At 70.5% G+C, this 18,607-nt stretch carries 19 protein-coding genes and 1 pseudogene; 9 read left to right on the top strand and 11 right to left on the bottom strand.

Annotation, left to right across the window (positions count from 1 at the left end; translation table 11 throughout):
* Nucleotides 1–1,784 (top strand): hypothetical protein (locus tag BN10_RS05260; RefSeq protein ID WP_198014014.1); only part of this gene is annotated, 1,784 nt, incomplete at its 5' end.
* Here the strand turns inward: BN10_RS05260 and BN10_RS05255 are convergent.
* Genes BN10_RS05255 through BN10_RS05240 form a run of 4 tightly spaced genes read right to left on the bottom strand, consistent with a single transcriptional unit; the run spans nt 1,720 to nt 5,300 of the window.
* Nucleotides 1,720–3,234, bottom strand: a complete 1,515-nt coding sequence (locus BN10_RS05255; RefSeq protein ID WP_010850149.1) for a hypothetical protein — start codon at nt 3,232–3,234, stop codon at nt 1,720–1,722. The genes BN10_RS05260 and BN10_RS05255 overlap by 65 nt on opposite strands.
* Nucleotides 3,235–3,245: 11 nt before the next feature.
* The gene (locus BN10_RS05250; protein ID WP_010850148.1) at nt 3,246–3,980 is read right to left on the bottom strand and encodes a glycosyltransferase; all 735 of its coding nucleotides are present in this window, start codon (nt 3,978–3,980) and stop codon (nt 3,246–3,248) included.
* Entirely contained in the window at nt 3,980–4,852 is an 873-nt protein-coding gene (locus BN10_RS05245; protein ID WP_010850147.1) for a DUF5926 family protein, read from the bottom strand. Before BN10_RS05245 ends, BN10_RS05250 begins: the two co-directional genes overlap by 1 nt.
* A gap of 19 nt (nt 4,853–4,871) precedes the next feature.
* Nucleotides 4,872–5,300, bottom strand: a complete 429-nt coding sequence (locus BN10_RS05240) for an ATP-binding protein (RefSeq protein ID WP_010850146.1) — start codon at nt 5,298–5,300, stop codon at nt 4,872–4,874.
* 99 nt (nt 5,301–5,399) lie between these two features.
* On the opposite strand from BN10_RS05240, the gene BN10_RS05235 reads away from it, so the two are divergent.
* Genes BN10_RS05235 through BN10_RS05225 form a run of 3 tightly spaced genes read left to right on the top strand, consistent with a single transcriptional unit; the run spans nt 5,400 to nt 7,832 of the window.
* Nucleotides 5,400–5,888, top strand: a complete 489-nt coding sequence (locus BN10_RS05235; protein ID WP_040750957.1) for an RNA polymerase sigma factor — start codon at nt 5,400–5,402, stop codon at nt 5,886–5,888.
* Complete coding sequence (locus BN10_RS05230) at nt 5,885–6,448, top strand: methylated-DNA--[protein]-cysteine S-methyltransferase (protein ID WP_010850144.1); 564 nt, start codon at nt 5,885–5,887, stop codon at nt 6,446–6,448. Before BN10_RS05235 ends, BN10_RS05230 begins: the two co-directional genes overlap by 4 nt.
* A 10-nt stretch (nt 6,449–6,458) precedes the next feature.
* Nucleotides 6,459–7,832 carry a serine hydrolase domain-containing protein gene (locus tag BN10_RS05225; RefSeq protein ID WP_010850143.1) on the top strand — a complete coding sequence of 458 codons (1,374 nt, stop codon included), beginning with the start codon at nt 6,459–6,461 and terminating at the stop codon, nt 7,830–7,832.
* Nucleotides 7,833–7,850: 18 nt separating this feature from the next.
* Here BN10_RS05225 and BN10_RS17255 read toward each other — a convergent pair whose 3' ends face one another.
* Nucleotides 7,851–8,630 carry a DUF2510 domain-containing protein gene (locus BN10_RS17255; RefSeq protein ID WP_010850142.1) on the bottom strand — a complete coding sequence of 260 codons (780 nt, stop codon included), beginning with the start codon at nt 8,628–8,630 and terminating at the stop codon, nt 7,851–7,853.
* Between the two features lie 144 nt (nt 8,631–8,774).
* Here BN10_RS17255 and BN10_RS05215 point away from each other — a divergent pair, with 144 nt between their 5' ends.
* The 4 genes and pseudogenes from BN10_RS05215 to BN10_RS05200 all read left to right on the top strand — a co-directional run bounded on the left by BN10_RS05215 (nt 8,775) and on the right by BN10_RS05200 (nt 12,829).
* Nucleotides 8,775–9,929: a hypothetical protein gene (locus BN10_RS05215; protein ID WP_010850141.1), complete on the top strand. Its 1,155-nt coding sequence runs from the start codon at nt 8,775–8,777 to the stop codon at nt 9,927–9,929.
* Nucleotides 9,930–10,021: 92 nt separating this feature from the next.
* Complete coding sequence (locus BN10_RS05210; RefSeq protein ID WP_040750955.1) at nt 10,022–10,318, top strand: metal-sensitive transcriptional regulator; 297 nt, start codon at nt 10,022–10,024, stop codon at nt 10,316–10,318.
* A 33-nt stretch (nt 10,319–10,351) separates the two neighbouring features.
* On the top strand, nt 10,352–10,558 hold the full coding sequence (locus BN10_RS05205) for a heavy-metal-associated domain-containing protein (protein ID WP_010850139.1): 207 nt from the start codon (nt 10,352–10,354) through the stop codon (nt 10,556–10,558).
* A pseudogene (locus tag BN10_RS05200) lies at nt 10,555–12,829 on the top strand (heavy metal translocating P-type ATPase). The gene BN10_RS05205 and the pseudogene BN10_RS05200 overlap by 4 nt, the downstream one beginning before the upstream one ends.
* A gap of 2 nt (nt 12,830–12,831) precedes the next feature.
* Here the strand turns inward: BN10_RS05200 and purU are convergent.
* From purU to BN10_RS05180, 4 genes are all read right to left on the bottom strand, one after another.
* Nucleotides 12,832–13,680 carry a formyltetrahydrofolate deformylase gene (purU, locus tag BN10_RS05195; RefSeq protein WP_010850138.1) on the bottom strand — a complete coding sequence of 283 codons (849 nt, stop codon included), beginning with the start codon at nt 13,678–13,680 and terminating at the stop codon, nt 12,832–12,834.
* 44 nt (nt 13,681–13,724) lie between these two features.
* On the bottom strand, nt 13,725–14,678 hold the full coding sequence (locus BN10_RS05190; RefSeq protein WP_010850137.1) for a Gfo/Idh/MocA family protein: 954 nt from the start codon (nt 14,676–14,678) through the stop codon (nt 13,725–13,727).
* Nucleotides 14,679–14,786: 108 nt separating this feature from the next.
* Entirely contained in the window at nt 14,787–15,203 is a 417-nt protein-coding gene (locus tag BN10_RS05185) for a hypothetical protein (RefSeq protein WP_010850136.1), read from the bottom strand.
* Nucleotides 15,204–15,275: 72 nt separating this feature from the next.
* The gene (locus BN10_RS05180; RefSeq protein ID WP_010850135.1) at nt 15,276–16,028 is read right to left on the bottom strand and encodes a hypothetical protein; all 753 of its coding nucleotides are present in this window, start codon (nt 16,026–16,028) and stop codon (nt 15,276–15,278) included.
* A gap of 245 nt (nt 16,029–16,273) precedes the next feature.
* Here BN10_RS05180 and BN10_RS05175 point away from each other — a divergent pair, with 245 nt between their 5' ends.
* Nucleotides 16,274–17,509 carry a threonine/serine exporter family protein gene (locus BN10_RS05175; RefSeq protein ID WP_010850133.1) on the top strand — a complete coding sequence of 412 codons (1,236 nt, stop codon included), beginning with the start codon at nt 16,274–16,276 and terminating at the stop codon, nt 17,507–17,509.
* A gap of 44 nt (nt 17,510–17,553) precedes the next feature.
* Here BN10_RS05175 and BN10_RS05170 read toward each other — a convergent pair whose 3' ends face one another.
* Both BN10_RS05170 and BN10_RS05165 read right to left on the bottom strand, forming a co-directional pair.
* Nucleotides 17,554–18,156, bottom strand: coding sequence for a carboxymuconolactone decarboxylase family protein (locus tag BN10_RS05170; RefSeq protein ID WP_010850132.1), 603 nt, complete (start codon nt 18,154–18,156; stop codon nt 17,554–17,556).
* 10 nt (nt 18,157–18,166) lie between these two features.
* A complete protein-coding gene (locus tag BN10_RS05165) occupies nt 18,167–18,529 on the bottom strand; it encodes a DsrE family protein (RefSeq protein WP_010850131.1) in 363 nt (120 codons plus the stop codon).
* Between the last annotated feature and the right edge of the window lie 78 nt (nt 18,530–18,607).

Raw genomic sequence — 18,607 nt, 5'->3', positions numbered from 1 at the left:
GGTCGGCCGCCGCCAAGGCGACGAACTTCGACTCTTCACTGGGCGCCGTGGGGGCGGCGGCGGCCGCTGGCAAGCAGTGCATCGTGGCCGTCGGCCCGGGCGCGGGGGTGGCCGCCGCCGAGCCGGACGGGACCGTCGACAACTGGGTGCCCTTCGTCCCCGTGAACCTGGTGCGCGATCTCAACGCCTGCCCGATCAGCATCGTCGACGTCGGAGCACTGCGCGACGACGTGGCCGCCGGGGAGGAGGCACCTGATCAGTCGAGGGCCGCTCAGGTGTCGGCGATCGACGAGCGCATCGGCCTGGTCGCGACCGCTGCCCCCAATGGCGCGGACATCATCGTCGGCAGTCTGGCGGACGCCGGCGTGCAGGAGAGACTTCGCCTGGCTGTCGCCCGCGGCCCCCACTACGGCCCCGGCGAGTTGCAGTCGACCTCGACCCGCCAGGCCGGACTGATCCAGGCGCAGGACCTCACCGTCACCCTGCTGTCCGCGCGCGGGTTGACCGTGCCGGACAGCCTCGGGGGCTCCACGCTGACCTTCGACGCCGCCTCGGGCAACACGGTCGAGGCGGCACGCGCACGGCTGACCCGCCTGGTCGACTACGACGAGGCCAGCCACAAGGTCCACGCCCTCGTACCGCCGTTCTTCAACACCTTCGCCTACGGCCAACTCGTCGCCTACCTCATCGTGCTGCTCGTCTGGCGGGGCAAACTCGGCTCGGACTCCTCGCGCCTCAAGGTGCTGCGCTGGGTGCGGACCCTGGCAGTCTGCGCCGCCTCGGTGCCGGCCTCGACCTTCCTGGCCAACCTCATCCCGTGGTGGCGCTTCTCGATGCCGATGCTGTCGGTCGTCGTCTCGGTGTTGCTCTTCGTCGCACTCATCGCCGTGGCGGCGCTGAAGGGGCCGTGGGGCCGCACCGCCTGGGGGCCGATGGTCGTCGTGTCGGGGGTGACGATGGCGGTGCTGGCGATCGACGTGGTGACCGGCTCGCGCCTGCAGCTCTCGTCCCTCATGGGCCTGCAGCCGGTTGTCGCTGGCCGCTTCTACGGGATGGGCAATGTCACCTTCGCGATCTTCGTGACCGCTGCCCTGCTCCTGGCGACCGCCCTGTCGTCCCTCCTCGTGCGCGCCCACGGCCCCACGTTGGCGTCGATCATCGTGGCTCTCATCGGCGTCGGGACCGTCCTGGTCGACGGCGCGCCCTTCTGGGGTGCCGATGGTGGCGGTCCGCCCGCGGCGATCCCCGGCTTCGCCTACCTCGTGCTGTCCATCCTCGGCATCGCCATGACCTGGCGACGCGGCCTGATCCTGGCGCTCTCCTGTGCTGCGCTCTTCCTCGGCATCGCCTTCCTCGACTGGCTGCGACCCGCGACCGAGCGCACCCACCTGGGCCGGTTCATCCAGTCGATCATCGACGGTGGTGCCCTCGACATCGTGATCCGCAAGGGGAAGCAGAACATCGACATCCTGCTCGGCAACGCCCCACTCACCCTGCTCGTCCCGGCGGCGCTCCTCTTCGTCATCTACGTCCTGGCGCGCCCCACCTCGTGGGGGTCGCGCGCCCTGCAGCGCTCCTTCCAGACCCTGCCGACGTTGCGGGCCGGCCTCGTGGCGCTCGTCATCACGCTGACGATCGGCTTCCTCATCAACGACTCCGGCACGGCCATCCCGGCCGTCGGCGCCACCGTGGCGGTGCCGCTCATCGTGGCCGTGGCGGTCAGCGCGCTCGCCGACGAGGCGCGGGTGGGTGCCCCCACCCGTCGGGACCGTCGTCGTCGCTGATCCTCCCGCGACGGTGGGTGGTGTGCAGCAGGAGCGTGACCGCGACCACCCACAGGCCCAGTTGCAGCCAGGGCGTCACCTCACGCCGCAGCCCCAGGGTGAGCGCCTCGACACCGGGGGTCATCCCGATCACCCGCCCCGGCACATAGGCCGCCGCGATGAGTGTCAATCGCGCGAGCAGAATGCCGTCGAGCACCGACGGGACGACGAGCGGCAGCAGCCCCCAGGCGACGAGGTCGTACCACGGCAGGGTGTAGGGCGCGAGCAGTCCGTAGGCCGCGGTGAGCACGAGCGTGATCCAGGCTGCCCGCCGGGCCAGACCCAGCGATCCCTGACGTTCCGATGGTTCGCGACCCCCGAGCGGTCGCGTGGCCCGCCAGATGAGCACGGCCAGGCCGATCATGGCGACGCCCGCGGCCACCGTGATGATCGATCGCATCGTGCTCACCTCGACCGAGGAGGTCCGGCTCCACTCCAGGAGCAGGCGCCACGGGGTGGCCAGACTCACCGCCCGCCGCGAGCGCCCGACCTGGTCATAGACGTGTCCACCCGTCCACAGATGCAGGACCACGAGGACCGCACCCCAGCCGGCAAGGAGCCACAGCGCTCGTCGAACGCCCCGACCCGCGAGGAGCAGCGCGAGCAGGGCCACGGCATACGTGAATTTCACGGAGGTCGCCGCGGCGACCAACCCCCCGGCCACCAGCGACCACGCCGGTCCCGCACTCCGACCGACCCCGACGCAGGCAGTCAGGACCAGGGCGATCGCCAGGACGTCGACATGGGCACCCAGCACACCGACGGCGAAGACCAGAGGATTGAGCGTCCACAGCACGTCCACCCGGCCGGCGTTCTCCTCGTCGACGAGCCGGCGCAGACACCACCGCACCAGCAGCCACGCGGCGACAACCACGACCTGCCAGGCGAGCACGACGAGCCGCAGGTGCGTGCCACCGATGGCCGCCGCACCCGCCTGGATCAAGCTCGCGAGCGGGCCGTAGACACTCGGTTCGGTCCGCCACGGCTCCTCGACCGCCGACGTGATCGGGTCGCTGCCACCCGCGAAGTCCGCCGGCGAGGCCGTCCAGGGGTCCCCACCGAGCCAGAGGATCCGGCCGTAGGCCGCGTAGTTGACGTGATCAGCGGACCCGATCGGTGCCGCCAGGACGGCGAGCAGGCCCAGTCCGCCCAGGACCCATGGGGTTCGCCGACCGAGCGCCGGGACCGGTCGCCACAGGGCGAGGGCCATGGCGACGGCGGCCACGGCATACGCGACCCAGAGCAGTCCGGTGACGAGCGCCGACGAGAGGGTGAAGGGCAGCAGGCCGTCGAGCGGCCAACCGGAGCGCAGGTCAGGTTTGGCCGCATTCGGGCCTGAGAGAGCGACGACGAGGATCAGGGCCACGGAGAGGCCGACGAGCAGCCGGTGGCGCCGCGTGCCCTGCTGCATCACCGACTCGCTCAGGAGCCGCGTGCGGCGCGACCGACGGTGCGCGGCGAGAGGCCGCGGGCTCGCAGCGCACGAAGGGCGTCGCGATACTGCTTGGCTCGATGCAGTTGGCCGCGCCAGTCCGAGCCGGTGACGCGATGGTGCAATTCGCAGGGGACCTCCAGCACCGTCAGCCCGGCACGCACCACATCGACGGTCAGTCCGACCTCGACGCCCCACCCGCGGGCGAGCGGACTGGCGGCATCGAAGGCGGCATCGGACAGGCACCGCATGCCTGACAGCGGCTGAGCGGCCTCGAACCCGGTGAGTTCCCGGATCCCGTCACGCGCCAGCCGGACGACGAAGCCGTGACCACCGCCGGACACCTTCTGTGGGGGCAGCGTCGCGATCGTCATGTCCGCTTCGCCCGTGAGCACCGGGGGCACGAGCACCCCGACCGCGCTCGCGGACTCCTCGAGGTCACCGTCGACGAAGAGGTAGTGCCAGGCCATGGCCGATCCGACGCCCCCCGCCGCCCGCGCCCGGGCGAACCGCACCCCCGTGTCGAGGGCCGCCGCCTTGCCCGAGTTCTCGGCGTGCCGGACGACATGGGCGCCGGCGTCATGGGCCCGGGCCGCCGTTTCGTCGGTCGAGCCGTCGTCGACGACGACGACAAGGTCGACGCCGTCGATGCCGCGCACCGCCCGGACGGTGGCCGCGATCCGGTCGGCTTCGTCCTTGCAGGGGATGATCGCGGCGACGCCCATCAGCGCAACGTCACCTGTCGGGAGAGCAGCCCGTTGCGGGCCCGTCGCTCCTCGGGAGTGAGGGGGGCAGCGGAGGCCAGCGCCGCGGCATACCGCTCACCCCAGGCGGCGAGCGCGGACTCGTGGGCGGCCGGCTCGACGGCAGCGTCGACCTCGAGGACGGGCACGAGAACTCCACAGGCCCGGAAGGCGCCGAGGAGGCGCGTGCCCTCGCCGAGGGAGTCCTCGCCGGCGGCGTGGAGGCGGGCGAGGGCGTCGGTCGCCGGGTCCTCGTCATCGCCGAGGATGACGCGGATGAAGGACCGGTCGCCGAAGTTCACGTGGTAGGCCGACGGGAGGGCGGCGAGGCGGGTCATCGGCACGATCGACTCGTTGGCGCGCTCGAGGGACTCGCGGGCGGCGTCGTCGAGTTCGCCGTCACCGACCCAGAAGTCGAAGCCGTCCCGCACGGTGACCTCGAAGTCCCCCTCGACGATGTCCTGCAGACGCGGGGTCTCGGCCGTGACCACGGGCGGCTGCGGCAGCGGATTGCCGGGCTCGAGCGCGCGGGTCGCCAGGATCGCCGCGGCCAGGTCGCGGGAGGCGTCACCGGACGAGGCACCCGACTGGGTGCCGACGAGGACGGCACCATCGGCACGGTGCAGCCCCGGCCAGGCCATCGGCAGCACGGTCGCGACCGTGACCTCGCGCGGGCCATCGCCGACCGAGTCCCGCAACCGGATGGTCGCTGTGGCGGCCGGGAGGATCTCGCGGATCGCCACCCACTCGGGCTCGTTCGCCAGACCCTCGAAGGGTCTAGCGACATAGGGCGCCGGGGCGACCTTGGTGCGTGGCTCGCCGGCCCCGCGCTGACGACGTGATGCCTTACCCATGGGGCAACTCTGTCACGCCTCAGGTGGCGCGCCGGCGACTCGGTCCACCGAGCGCGGCCCACACGGTGCGCCCCAACTTGTCATCGGAGACCCCCCACTCGTGCGCCAGGGCACGCACGATGCGCAGGCCGCGACCGCTGGGCGCCCACACCGCCCGCGGCGCCGGCGTCGGCACGGTGTCGCTGCCACCGTCCGTGACCTCGATCTCGACGACCTCGAAGCGGACCTTCCAGCGCACGCGGATCGTCCCATCGCCAAGGGGTGATCCGTGCCGGAGTGCGTTCGTGAAGAGCTCGGAGACGACGATCTCGGCCTCGTCGATGGTCTCCTCGAGGATGCCGCGTTCGGTGAGGTCGTCGACGATCGTCCGGCGCACCATCGGCACCGAGTCAGGGGTCGCCGGCACGCGGATCATCTCGACCTGGGTCAGGGGGTCGCTCGTCGCCACGGGGCGACTCTAATCGGCGTGCACTGAGCGGTCGAGAAGCGTGCGGGGCCGATCGGCTATCACCTGATGCACTCACATGATCTGGCGCCCTACCGTTGGATGATCGTGAGCCTGCCGCCCTTCCAGTCCCTCGTCGACGCCCACTGGCGTGACGTCGCCCGGCTGGCCCATGCCCTCGCTGGTCCCACCCACGGGGACGACGTCGCCCAGACCGCCTGGACCAAGGCGCTGGCCGCCTATCCCTCGGTGCGATCGGCCACCAATCTGCGCGGCTGGCTGCTGACGATCACCCGCAACTGCGCGATGGACGCGCATCGATCGGCCCGCCAGACCGTCGCGGTCGAGGACCCGGCCACGCTTCTGGCTGCCCCGGTCGCCGCTCCCCGGATCGACCCGCGCCCCGAGCTCTGGTCAGCGGTGGCCGGGCTGCCGGAGCGGCAACGGGCAGCGGTTGCGCTCAAGTACGTCTCCGACCTCGACCACCGCGAGATCGCCCGCGTGCTCGACACCACCCCCGCGATGAGCCGGCGACTCGTCAGCGACGCCCTCGCCACCCTTCGCCTCACCCTCCCCGAGGAGTCCCGATGACCTCCCCCTTTTCCTTCACCCCCACGATCACGGCACCCGTGCTCCCCGAGTCCGACGTCTCGTATGCCGCGCTGGACACGGCCGTCGGGCGCCTCCTCCTGGCGACCGCGGGGGGTCGTCTCGTCCTCTGTGCGTTTGCCGCGGGCGAGACCGAGGAGCACGCCCACCTCGCCCGGGTCGCGGCGGCCGTGAGCCCGCGAGTCCTGCGCCTGGCCCGTCCGCTGGACGACGCCCGCCGACAGGTCGAGGACTACCTCGCCGGTCGGCGACACGACTTCGACGTGGCCACCTCCCTGGCGGTCGCCACGCCCTTCCAACGCGAGGTGCTCGCGGGCCTCTCCGCCACGGCATATGGGCGGACGACGACCTATGGCGAGCTCGCCGGGCGGATCGGCCGGCCGCGCGCCTCGCGCGCCGTAGGGACCGCCTTGGGCGGCAACCCCTTGTGCCTCGTGCTCCCCTGCCATCGAGTGCTCCCCGCCGGTGGCGGCATCGGTGGGTATGCCGGTGGGCCGGCCGCGAAGGAGAAGTTGCTGACGCTGGAGGCCACCGCGGGGTAGGTTCCAGCGCATGTCGGTTGCCCCCGTCCGTCGTCGTCGCCGGATCGTCCGCCGCGTCCTGCTCGGCCTGCTCGTCGTCGTCATCGTGGCGCTGGTGGGCGGGTACTGGTATGCGCGCCCGCTGCTCATGACCGGCACCGGGTATGCCGCGCACAACGCGTGCGCCGTCACCTTCGTCGCCGGGCGGCAGGACCCGCAGAATGACCTGCCACCCAACCCGCTCGTGCCCTACCTGTCGACCGAGGCCTCCGGCAGCGAGGCGAGCTCGTCGATCAAGGGCCTGCTGTCGAGCCAGAAGGCCTGGTACACACCGGGACTGGGCTGCACCTTGGGCAAGGACAAGGGTGAGTACGGCACGATCACCCAGGTGCCCGACGGCAAGAACCCCTACACGTCAGTCCCGACGCCCGTGATGGACGCGAAGACCAAGGCGGCCGTCGACCGGGCCTTCGGCGACGACCTGTCGGCGGCGGACAAGGCGACCCTGGGCACGCGCGGCATCGTCGTGCTGCGCGGCGGGACCTTGGTGGCGGAGCGGTATGCCGACGGATTCGACGCTCGCACACCGCAACTCGGATGGTCGATGACGAAGTCGGTGGCCTCGCTGCTCACCGGGATCGCCGTCGAGCAGGGGAAGGTGGCGCTGAGCGACAACGGACTCTTCCCGGAGTGGACCGACGGGCGCAAGGACATCACGGTCGAGAACCTGCTCCGCATGGACAGCGGCATCCAGTGGGACGAGACCTATGACCTGGGCACCCCGATCACACGGATGCTCTACCTCGAGCCGTCGATGGCCGGCTATGTGTCGTCGTTGCCGTTGGCGCATCCCGTGGGGACCGTGCAGCAGTATTCGAGTGGCTCGACGAACCTGCTGTGCGCGGTGCTGCAGAACCGTTTCGGACATTCCGACGATGCCCCCGCGGACTTCCCACGGGCCGAGCTCTTCGCGCCGCTGGGACTCTCCTCTGCCGTGCTCGAGCCGGACGGGACAGGGCTGCCGGTGTGCTCGTCCTACCTGTGGGCGACACCGCGCGACTGGGCAGCCATCGGTCAGTTCGCCCTGCAGGACGGCGAATGGGACGGAGACCAGTTGCTGCCGGCCGACTGGATGACGCAGTCGGTGAAGGTCACGGCGCACGAGAGCAGTGACGAGGAGAGCTACGGGCTGGGCTGGCGCTCCAACACCGACGCGTCGGGTCAGGTCGTCGAGCCACTCATGCCGGCCGACGCCTATTGGATGAGCGGCCACGACGGTCAGCGGGTCGTCGTCGTGCCGTCGGCCGACCTGGTCGTCGTGCGGCTCGGGTTCTCACCGGCCGCGGACGACATCCGCGTCAACCAACTCGTCGGTGACCTCGCCTCGATGCCGATCGGCGGCTGAGGGTCGCCGGCCTCGCTCTCAGAGGCTCCGCCTGAAGACGACCTCGGTGGCCCCGGTGAGGTCCTCGAAGAAGGGCAGGCAGGAGAACTTCGTGGTGCCGGACTCCACGGTGCAGTAGGTGGTGTCGAGTTCCTGGGCGCCGTTCATGACCGAGACGTCGATGATGGCGGACTCCACCGGCGCATCGGTCGTCAGGCCCGTGATGGTTCCGGTGCCGAACGAGTCGTCGTCCCCGATCGACCACCCGCTCTGGAAGGACAGCTCGCCCAACGTGAAGGCCTCCCCGACGGCGGCCGTCGCCTCGGCGCCGTCACTGCCCGGCAGGGTCGGCAGCCCCGGCAGGCCCGGCCCGGAGGTCGACGTCGGAAAGGTGGTGGGGATGATCTCCTCAACCTTCTTCTTGGCCGTGTTGTAGAGCACGATCCCGGCGACGACCATCAGGGCCACCAGGACGGCCACGATCGCGGCCGCGATGAGGCAGCCCTTGCCGACGCCGCTGCCGGACGACGGGGCACCGGGCGACGTGCCCGGCTGGCCGTAGGTGGCCTGACCAGGCTGGCCGTAGGTGGCCTGACCAGGCTGGCCGTAGGTGGTCTGGCCGTAGGCGGTCTGACCGTAGGGGTGGTCAGCGCCGGTTGCCGCGCCGGCTGTGGTGTCGGTTGCGACTCCGGCCTCGGACGACGCGGCCGCGTCAGCCGCCGGTGCTGTCGCGTCGTGGTAGTGCTCGGTCCACTGGGTGCCGTCCCACCACCGCTGCCGTCCGTCAGGCTGCGGGTACCACCCAGCCGGTGCGCTCATCGTGCTCCCCCTTGATGCTCGGTCGACCACTCAGCCGACGCCCGGGGACAGCGTAGACCCGCCGGCAGGTCGGGCATGATGGATGGTCCCCGAGCGTTGACCCGTGGGATCGCCCCCCGCGCTCGCCCCCCGGAGGTTTCCCGTATGCCGCGCAGTCGACGTGACGTCGTCCGCTCAGCGCTGCCCGCGGCGGCGTCCGAGCGCGTCGACCAGGCCGCCGCGATTCTCCGGCGGCGACCCAAGGTGGACCCGGCGGGGTGGACGACACCCGAGCTCACGGCATACTTCCGGGCGCCGAAGGCGGGCCTGGTGGCGCCTCGACGGGCCGGTCACGAGGCCGTGCGCCTGACCAATGCCCTCGACGGCACCCTGCCGGTCGAGGCGGTGCTGCTCGCGCGGACGGTGGCCGATGCGGCGCCCCCGGTCGGCACCGAGATCAGCTCGACCCTGCTCCAGATCGTCGACCGCTACCTGCCCGACACCCTGCTCGCCTACCGCGACAGCGGGTCGGCCGCCGCCACAGTGCAGGGGCACCGGCTGATCGTCGAGCAGCTGCGGCTGCTGCACCAGGTGACGGCCGACGTGCTGCGGGCCGAGGCCGAGCACGACGACCATGGGTTGGTGCTGCAACAGGCGTTCTTGTCCGAGAAGTTCGAGAAGGCGAGCAATGGCCTGGATCTCGGGGCGCCGTCGCGCGTGGGCATCGAGCCGCTCGGCCGGGTGATCCCACCAACCGAGCCGCGCGGGCTGGCTTCCTCATCGCTGACGACGCACCATCGACTCGATGTCGTGCGTCGCCCGACAGCCGTCTTCAGCCCGGACGAGGCGAGCGACGGCATGTTGCGCGGGCGGCTGGCCCTGCCGGCCAACCTGCACGTGACTCTCGGGGCGGTCTATGAGAAGCACACCGGTGCCATCGGCTTCGCGACGGCGACCTCGAAACGCTGGCAGGCCAAGCGACGCCAGCGTGGCTTCGGCGCGAGCCAACTCGATGTGGCGATCCGCCTGCCGCTGAGGGAAATCCGCCGTTTCGTCGTCCACGTGTCGGCCAAGCCGACCGGTCGGTCCTGCGAGATCGTCCTCTTCCTCACCGAAGGGGCGACCAACACCGCCGAGTTGCCGACGAGCCTGATCCGGCGGCCGGGGGCGACGACGACGGTGATCGCGAGTGGTCACGACACCAGCGACGGACTCTTCGTCCGCAACGAGTCGATGGTCTACGGCAGCCTGCGCGCCGCCTGCACAGCCTTCGACTACCGCCGTGTCACCTGGCTCTCCGACGACACCCCAGCGATCTGAAACCAACTTCTGCGTCACGCAGAAGTTGGGTTACAGGCAACGCTGACCGTCGATGGAATATACCCCTAGGGGGTAGGTGTACAGTGGGTGTCATGGGCGAGCACGAGCACTCCTACATCGCGAGCGGGTCCAAGGACGACCTGCTCAAGCGGCTGCGCCGGATCGAGGGGCAGACCCGAGGCCTGCAGCGGATGGTCGAGGAGGACACCTACTGCATCGACATCCTGACCCAGGTGTCGGCGACGACGAAGGCCCTCGAGTCCTTCGCCCTCGGGCTCCTCGACGAACACCTCGCCCACTGCGTCGCGCACGCCATCGAGACCGGCGAAGGCGCTGACGAGAAGCTCGCCGAGGCGAGCCGGGCGATCGCGCGACTCGTGCGCTCCTGAACCATCCATCCCCTTGTCGAAAGGCAGATCACCATGAGCACCACCAGCACCTGGACCGTCACCGGCATGACCTGCGGGCACTGCGCCGCGAGCGTCACCGAGGAGATCACCAAGATCGACGGTGTCGAGGGCGTCGAGGTCGACGTCCCCACCGGACAGGTCACGGTCACGAGCGCCGCGCCGCTCGACGCTGCTGCCGTCAAGGCTGCCGTCGAAGAGGCCGGCTACCAGCTGGCATGAGCGCGCCGGCCACCGGCGGCGAGGTCGAACTCGCCATCACCGGCATGACCTGCGCCTCCTGCGCCAACCGGATCGAGCGCAAGCTCAACAAGGTCGAGGGAGTCACCGCGACGGTCAACTACGCGACGGAGAAGGCGAAGGTCACCTATGGTCCCGGGGTCACCCCCCAGAACCTCGTCGCCACCGTCGAACAGGCGGGGTATGCCGCGGCCCTCCCCGAGCCTGCCGCCGCCGAGAACGCATCGGAGACAGCCGACCCGCACGAGGTTGCCGTTGCTGCGCTGCGCCAACGCCTCGTCGTCTCGGCCCTGCTGTCGGTGCCGGTCATCGCGATGGCGATGATCCCTGCGCTCCAGTTCACCTATTGGCAGTGGCTCTCGCTGACCCTCGCCGCCCCCGTGGTCGTCTGGGGCGCCCTGCCCTTCCATCGCTCCGCCTGGACCAACCTCAGGCACGGCGCGACGACGATGGACACGCTCATCTCGATGGGCACCCTCGCGGCCTTCCTCTGGTCGCTCTATGCCCTCTTCCTCGGCGACGCCGGGATGCCCGGCATGAAGCACCCCTTCGAGTTGACGATCAATCGCCATGACGGGTCGAGCAACATCTACCTCGAAGTGGCCGCCGGGGTGACGACCTTCATCCTGGCCGGGCGCTACTTCGAGGCACGGTCCAAGCGTCAGGCCGGCGCTGCCCTGCGAGCCCTCATGGACCTCGGCGCCAAGGACGTCTCAGTCCTGACCACCGATGGCACCGAGCGACGGATCCCGGTGTCACAGTTGACAGTCGGCACGACCTTCGTCGTGCGCCCCGGCGAGAAGGTCGCCACCGATGGCGTCATCGAGCAGGGCACGTCAGCGATCGACACCTCGATGCTCACCGGTGAATCGGTGCCCGTCGAGGTCGGCCCCGGGGACGCCGTGACCGGCGCGACCCTCAATGCCGGCGGCCGCCTCGTCGTCCGCGCGACGCGTGTGGGCGCCGACACCCAGCTCGCGCAGATGGCCCGCCTGGTCGAGGACGCCCAGAACGGCAAGGCGCAGGTGCAACGCCTCGCCGACCGGATCTCGGGCATCTTCGTCCCGATCGTGCTCGTCCTCGCCCTGGGGACGCTCATCCTCTGGCTGGTCAGCGGGGCTGGGGCCGCGATGGCCTTCACCGCGGCCGTCGCCGTGCTCATCATCGCCTGCCCGTGCGCCCTGGGACTGGCCACACCGACCGCCCTCATGGTCGGCACCGGGCGCGGCGCCCAACTCGGCATCCTCATCAAGGGCCCCGAGGTTCTGGAGTCCACCCGCCGGGTCGACACGATCGTGCTCGACAAGACGGGCACCGTGACGACCGGGCAGATGACGTTGCACTCCATCACCGCTGCGGTCGGCGAGTCCGAGGACGACGTCCTTCGGTATGCCGCGGCCCTCGAATCCGCCTCCGAGCACCCCATTGCCCGAGCCATCACCCGCGCCGGCCAGGAGAAGCTCGGCGCGCTGCCGGCGGTCGAGGACTTCGCCAACCTCGAGGGACTCGGCGTCCAGGGCGTCGTCGCCGAGGCCGAGGAGAGTCACGCGATCGTCGTCGGTCGCCCGCAACTCCTCGCCGACTGGTCAATGCCGCTGTCCCCTGACCTGGTCTCTGCCCTCACCGACGCCCAGGCGGCGGGAGGAACCGCCCGCCGTCGCGATCGGCTGGGACGGGCGGGCCCGCGGCATACTCGTCGTCGCGGATGCGGTGAAGCCGAGCTCGGCCGAGGCGGTCCGTCAACTGCGGACCCTGGGACTGACCCCGGTGCTGCTCACCGGTGACAACGCGACCGTGGCCCGGGCCGTGGCGGCCGACGTGGGCATCGACGAGGTCATCGCCGATGTCCTGCCGCAGGACAAGGTCGACGTCATCACGCAGTTGCAGGCACAGGGCAAGGTCGTCGCGATGGTCGGCGACGGCGTCAATGACGCCGCCGCTCTCGCACAGGCCGACCTCGGACTGGCCATGGGCACCGGCACGGACGCCGCGATCGAGGCGAGTGATCTCACCCTCGTCCGTGGTGACCTGCGGGTGGCCGCCGACGCCATCCGGTTGTCCCGCAGGACGTTGTCGACGATCAAGGGCAACCTGTTCTGGGCGTTCGCCTACAACGTCGCCGCCCTACCCCTGGCCGCGATGGGCATGCTCAACCCGATGCTCGCCGGCGCCGCGATGGCCTTCTCGTCGGTCTTCGTCGTGAGCAACAGCCTGCGCCTGCGGGGCTTCCGCCCTCTCACCGCAGCGGACTGAGGTCAGGCGAAGACGACGGTGCGGTGGCCGTTGAGCACGACCCGATGCTCGGCGTGCCATCGCACAGCACGCGCGAGAACGCGCGACTCGCACTCCTCGCCGGCCCGCACCAACGCCTCGGGCGCCATCCGGTGGTCCACCCGGTGCACGTCCTGCTCGATGATCGGCCCCTCGTCGAGGTCAGCGGTCACATAATGCGCGGTCGCACCGACGATCTTCACGCCCCGGTCATACGCCTGGTGATACGGCTTGGCCCCCTTGAAGGACGGCAGGAAGGAGTGGTGGATGTTGATGACCCGACCCTCCAATGCCCGGGAGGCCCCGTCGCTGAGGATCTGCATGTAGCGCGCGAGCACGACGAGGTCGACCTGCTCGGCCTCGACGAGCTCCAGGAGTTCGGCCTCCGCCGCGTCCTTGGTCGCCGCCGTGACGGGGATGTGGTGGAAGGGCACGGCATACGACTCGACGAGCCCACGCATGTCCTCGTGGTTCGACACCACCCCGACGATGTCGATGTCGAGGTTGCCGGACTGCCAGCGGAAGAGCAGGTCGTTGAGGCAGTGCCCGAACCTGCTCACGAGGATGAGGGTGCGGCAGCGCTGGGCGGCCGGGCGGACGTCCCACTCCATCGCGTATGCCGCGGCCGCCGGTTCCAGCAGAGCGTGCCAGTCCGCCTCTCCCGTGGGGTCCGTGAAGTGGATGCGCATGAAGAAGCGTCCGGTCCCGGAGTCCTTGTACTGCTGGCTGTCCTCGATGTTGGCGTCGTGGGCGGCCAGTGTCGCCGTGACGGCGGCGACGATGCCGGGGCGGTCGGGGCAGGAGAGGAGCAGGACGTGCTCACGCGCGGTCATGCACGGGATTCTCGCAAGTCGCCCGGGTGGGCGATGTGGCGTCCCTACCGGCGGACCTGGTCGAGGACCTCCTGCATGAGGCGCTGCACGGCGATGGTGTCGTCGAGCGGCATGATCGGGCTCTCGGTCAGCCCCTGCGCCAGGCACTCGCCGACGTGGATGACCTCGTGGTGATACCCCGGCGTGAACTCCTCGGTCCCCACCTGCTCCTTGCCGCGCCACACCGTGATGGACGGCGCCCGGTGGAAGCGCGGGTGGACATCGATCCAGCCCTCGCTGCCGATGAGCATCATCCGACCCGGCCCGTAGGCCGTGAACGCTCCCGACAGCGTCGCCGACCGGCCGTCGTCATAGCCGAGCAGGACCCCGAACTCGCCCTCGACGCCCGACGGAAACAACCCCCCATGGGCGTGCACGACGTCGGGGGTGCCGAGGAAGTACTGCGCGAAGGACAGCACGTAGACGCCGAGGTCGAGCACCGCACCGCCCCCGAGCTCGGGTGCGAAGAGCCGATCATCCGGGTCGAATGCCCGGAAGGCGGTCAGGTCGCCCTGCACCCCGCGCACCTGGCCGATCGCACCCGAGTCGACGAGTTCACGCACTCGCACGATCCCGGGGTTGAAGCGCGTCCACATCGCCTCCATCGCGAAGACGCCCGCGCTGCGGGCAGCGTCGACGATCCGCTCGGTGTCGGAAACCGCTGCGGTGAAAGCCTTCTCGACGAGAATCGCCTTGCCGGCCTCGATCGCTGACAGTGCGATGTCGGTGTGCTGCGGATGTGGCGTCGCGATGTAGATCGCGTCGACGTCCGGGTCGGCGACGAGCGCGGCATACGACCCGTGTGCCTTTGGTATGCCGTGTTCGTCGGCGAACTCCCGCGCGCGCCCCTCCGACCGGGATCCGACCGCGACCAACGAACCATTGCTGACCTGCCCGAAGCCGGCGACCATGGCCGCCGCCATCTTGCCCGGCCCGGCGATTCCCCAGCGTGTGCTCACGCCTGCGAGCCTATGCGCTGCAACGCTTTCCACGAGGTTGAGTTGGCGGCGACGACACTCACGACAACGGCCGGTGCGGCGGGCGGCCCACCAGCAAGGGCGGGTTCGTCAGGCCGCGCGGTGCGGCTTCACCGGCTGATCCGCCGACTGGTCCACCGTCAGCTCCGCAGGCTGGGCCGGCGTCGCGGTCGACGTGTCGTCCCAGGTGTCGGTGCCCAATTCGTCGAGGCGGGTCATCCAGGCGGCCGCGTCTCGGTGCCGACCCTCGCGCTGCAGGACGCGCACGAGCAGGCGCATCATCGCCTCGTCCTTCGCGCGCCGCGTGATCACCCGAAGGGACGCCTGCTCGGCCTCCGCCAACCGCCCCAGGTGGTATGCCGCGTGCGCCCGCAGGCGCTGCGCGTCCAGGTCCGCTCGGGTCCGGGGAGCGCGGGCGGTGAGGGGCGCGACGAGACGCAGGACCGCGGCATACCGGCCCTGCGTGTGGAAGCCTTGGGCGAGATCGAGGCGCTGTTGTGGAGTCATGGTCGTTGGGGAAACGCCCACACCGGTGGCATTGTTCCTCGACGCCGATCAGTGGTGTCTGTGCGGGCCGACTCACTTGCCCTTCGGCGGCACCTTGCACGTGGCGGTGGCCGTGTTGCCGGCCGCGTCGGTGGCGGTCAGCAGGGCATCGCCCTTGAGCAGGATCTTCCAGTTGACGGCACCTTCACCCGGGACGGCGGACGGTGCCGCGCCCAGGGCCTGGGTCAGCTTGATCGTCGTGTCCGGCGCATAGGGTCCGAAGCTCGCACTGGACTTGGTGTCCGACACGGTGACCATGACGCCCGGCAGGTTGTCGGCGGCCACGAGTCGATAGAACCCGGCGTTCTGGTAGCCCGGCGGGGTGACGCCGCCCGGGTTGACACCGGGGCCGCAGGAGACGGTCGGCGCGGTGATGGCGTCATTGATCGTCTTGCCGTTCCTCGGGTCGTGACCCATGGCGTCACCGAACCAGACGACGAGACGGGTCGAGTCGGGCCGGAAGCCGATCGCGCCGGAGCCGACCTGATAGAGGGCGTTGATCTGGTCCTCGGGGATGTCGCCGCCCCCGCTCGCCGTGATGCTGTTGGCGGCGGCGATGGCCGTGGCGGCGCTAGCCGTCAGGTTGCTGTCGACCGTGAAGGGCTGGGAATCCCCCATGTCCTTGTAGTCGGCCACGGCGAACAGGGCGTCCGGCTGGGCGGTCTGGACCGTGGTGAGGATGGTCGACAGATTCGCCTGCACGTTGCCGATGGCGGGGTTCATGCTGTAGGTGCTGTCGACGAGCAGCACGACGTCCGGCTTGGGCGGGATGGTCGGCGTGGCCACCGTCTTGGTGACATGGATGGTCGCGCCGGATTGACGGACTGGGTGACGGAGGCGGGAGTGACGCCGTCCGCGAACGCCGCCGTGGGGAGCGCGACGAGCGAGGTGGCCGCGACGAGCGCCAGCGAGTGGTGCCGATGGGACTTCATGGGCTTGCCCCCAATGTCGGCGGCACGGGGATCGTGCCGATTCCCTGAAGAGGCACGCACGATGCAGCCTGATACCAGCCGAGGTGCAAGAGTTCTCGCGTGAGTGACGAGGTCGAGGTCAGGACGCTGCTTGCTCGCCTCGGGGCAGCACTCGTGGCCGCCGGCCAGCCGGTCAATGAGGTCGAGGCCGACCTGCAGGAGGTCGGCACCGCCCTCGGCTTCCCGGACGCGCAGATTGCCGCCGCACCGACGGGGGTGACCCTGTCGCTCGCCGTCGGGAGCCCTTCGACCTTCGCCGCGAATCCGGGCACGCTACGCCTGGACCAGGCCTCGGAGGTCCGCGAGATCAGGCACCTGATCGCCCGCGGCCGTCTGGATCCACCCGCGGCCACCGCGCGCCTGCTCGCCGTGCGCGACCAGGCCCCGCGGCATCCGGCGTGGCTCGGCACCCTCGGCTGGGTGATCTGCCCGCCCGGCATCGCCCTCATCCTCCAACCGATGTGGTCCAGCGTGGCGGTTGCGACGGTGGCCGGGATCGCGGTGACAGCGCTGGTCCGACTCTCCCAACGCGCACCGCGGTTCACCGCCCTGCTCCCCGTCGTCGCCGCCTTTGTGGTCGCCTGCATCGTCTTCGCCGCCGCCCGCCACGGCCTCGTCGAGGCGCCCCTTCGCACCCTGCTCGCCCCCTTGGCCGTCCTCCTGCCGGGCGCCCTCCTCGTGACGGCGATGGCTGAACTGGTCACCGGCCACATGGTCGCCGGCACGTCGCGCCTGGGGTATGGCCTGGTCCAGGTTCTGCTCTTCACGCTCGGGATCCTCGGGGCGGCGCGGCTCCTCCCCCTCTCCAGAGCCGACTTCGCCAACGTCCGGATCAACGACATCGGTTGGTATGCCGCGCCCCTCGGCCTCGTCCTCGTCACCCTCGCGATCGCGCTCCTGGAGTCACCACCGCCGCGACTGGTGCCATGGATCTTCGTCGTGCTCGTCCTCGCCTTCGGTGCCCAAGTGGCTGGTCAGGCGCTCGGTGGCGCGGTGGGCGGCGCCTTCCTCGGCGCCCTCGTCGCCATCCTCGGTTCGTATGCCGTGGAGTCAGTCGTCCCCCGCCTCGCACGTCTGGTCGTCTTCCTTCCGTCCTTCTGGCTCCTCGTCCCCGGAAGCCTGGGCGTGCTCGCCGCGACCCAGGTGGCGGTCGACCCCACCGCCGATGCCGATGTCCTGGGCGTCGTCGGCATCGTGGCCGCCATCGCCCTCGGGTTGCTCCTCGGTGCGGCGATCGCCCAAGGCCTGGGTGGGATCGCGCGCCGTCGGTCGGTTGCCAGGCGCGCTGGCGACTGAGGGTCCACCAGTGAGCGTCCGGCCGGCGGCCGGGGCGGGGGCCGTCAGGGGTCAGGGCCCTTCTCCGCGAGTGGGGGTCGGCCGACCGACAACACGGCGAGCACCCCCGGCTCGACCTGCGCCGCGGTCTGCGCATCCAGTCGCGCACCCAGCGCGTCGAGAACCGTGGCGAAGAAGAGGCGGACGCCCACGGCATACGTGATGTCGGCGATCTCCGGATCAGTCAGCCCGAGCCGACGCAGCCCATCGATGTCCGCCTGCCGGATCGACGTCGGGTCACTCGCGGTGGCCGCCGCGAACCTGAAGACCGCAGCATCAACCACGTCCAGGGTTGACCCGGTTGGGTCCGCAGCAAGGGCGCGCAGATCGTCGCCGCCGCCGTTGTCGCGGAGGAAGGTCGCGTGGGCCACGGCGCAATAGCTCGACTTGCGGGCACGCGCTGCGGCGATCGTCACGAGCTCATAGCGGCGTCTGGGCATCGACGTGGCCACTGTCCGGGACAGTGCGCTCCACGCGAGTGCTACGTTCGGGCGAGCGGCGAAGCAGCCGACGTAGTCAGGCAAGAATCCCCACGCCTGGCGCTGCTGCTCCATGTACTCCCCGAAGTCCGCCGCCGCGTCCTCCGGCGCGGTGGTGTCGATGAACATGGCGCCCCCCTCAGTAGCTGAAGGTCGTCGCACCCTGGTCGCCGATCCACTCCCAGAGCTGGACTGAGCCCGCCTTGGTCGCGTTGTCGACGAGGGAGTCGGCGTCGATTCCCTTGGCATCCACGCAGATTCCGCAGGCGATCATCGTCCCGCCAGCGGCGGCATACCGTTGCATGAGGGTGTCCAGCGATGGGCATCCCTCGCAGGCCACCGCCCGGGCGTGCCCCGGGACGGCCAGGCGAACGGCTTCCTTGGTGAGGAACATGATCGTCGGCCTTCCCGACTCGGCGGCACCGACGGCGACGAGGAAGGCGACGGTCACCTTCTCGGGGTCCTCGAGGCCTGTCGTCAGGCTGATGGCGGCCTTGCCCATGATGTGCTCCCTGCGGTCCGGACGGGTGATCCCCGTCGTCCTCGACGCTAGGGACAGGTCCGCAGTGGTCGCGAGAGC

The sequence above is a fragment of the Phycicoccus elongatus Lp2 genome, assembly GCF_000367525.1.
Lineage (GTDB): Bacteria > Actinomycetota > Actinomycetes > Actinomycetales > Dermatophilaceae > Phycicoccus_A > Phycicoccus_A elongatus.
Note: the sequence above shows the minus strand (reverse complement) of the source record. Positions and strands in the feature narration are given on the sequence as shown.

Coding starts and splice junctions, on each gene's coding strand:
- BN10_RS05255 (WP_010850149.1), bottom strand. CDS start 3,234: ATGCAGCAGGGCACGCGGCGCCACCGGCTGCTCGTCGGCCTCTCCGTG.
- BN10_RS05250 (WP_010850148.1), bottom strand. CDS start 3,980: ATGGGCGTCGCCGCGATCATCCCCTGCAAGGACGAAGCCGACCGGATC.
- BN10_RS05245 (WP_010850147.1), bottom strand. CDS start 4,852: ATGGGTAAGGCATCACGTCGTCAGCGCGGGGCCGGCGAGCCACGCACC.
- BN10_RS05235 (WP_040750957.1), top strand. CDS start 5,400: ATGATCGTGAGCCTGCCGCCCTTCCAGTCCCTCGTCGACGCCCACTGG.
- BN10_RS05230 (WP_010850144.1), top strand. CDS start 5,885: ATGACCTCCCCCTTTTCCTTCACCCCCACGATCACGGCACCCGTGCTC.
- BN10_RS05225 (WP_010850143.1), top strand. CDS start 6,459: ATGTCGGTTGCCCCCGTCCGTCGTCGTCGCCGGATCGTCCGCCGCGTC.
- BN10_RS17255 (WP_010850142.1), bottom strand. CDS start 8,630: ATGAGCGCACCGGCTGGGTGGTACCCGCAGCCTGACGGACGGCAGCGG.
- BN10_RS05215 (WP_010850141.1), top strand. CDS start 8,775: ATGCCGCGCAGTCGACGTGACGTCGTCCGCTCAGCGCTGCCCGCGGCG.
- BN10_RS05210 (WP_040750955.1), top strand. CDS start 10,022: ATGGGCGAGCACGAGCACTCCTACATCGCGAGCGGGTCCAAGGACGAC.
- BN10_RS05205 (WP_010850139.1), top strand. CDS start 10,352: ATGAGCACCACCAGCACCTGGACCGTCACCGGCATGACCTGCGGGCAC.
- purU (WP_010850138.1), bottom strand. CDS start 13,680: ATGACCGCGCGTGAGCACGTCCTGCTCCTCTCCTGCCCCGACCGCCCC.
- BN10_RS05185 (WP_010850136.1), bottom strand. CDS start 15,203: ATGACTCCACAACAGCGCCTCGATCTCGCCCAAGGCTTCCACACGCAG.
- BN10_RS05170 (WP_010850132.1), bottom strand. CDS start 18,156: ATGTTCATCGACACCACCGCGCCGGAGGACGCGGCGGCGGACTTCGGG.
- BN10_RS05165 (WP_010850131.1), bottom strand. CDS start 18,529: ATGGGCAAGGCCGCCATCAGCCTGACGACAGGCCTCGAGGACCCCGAG.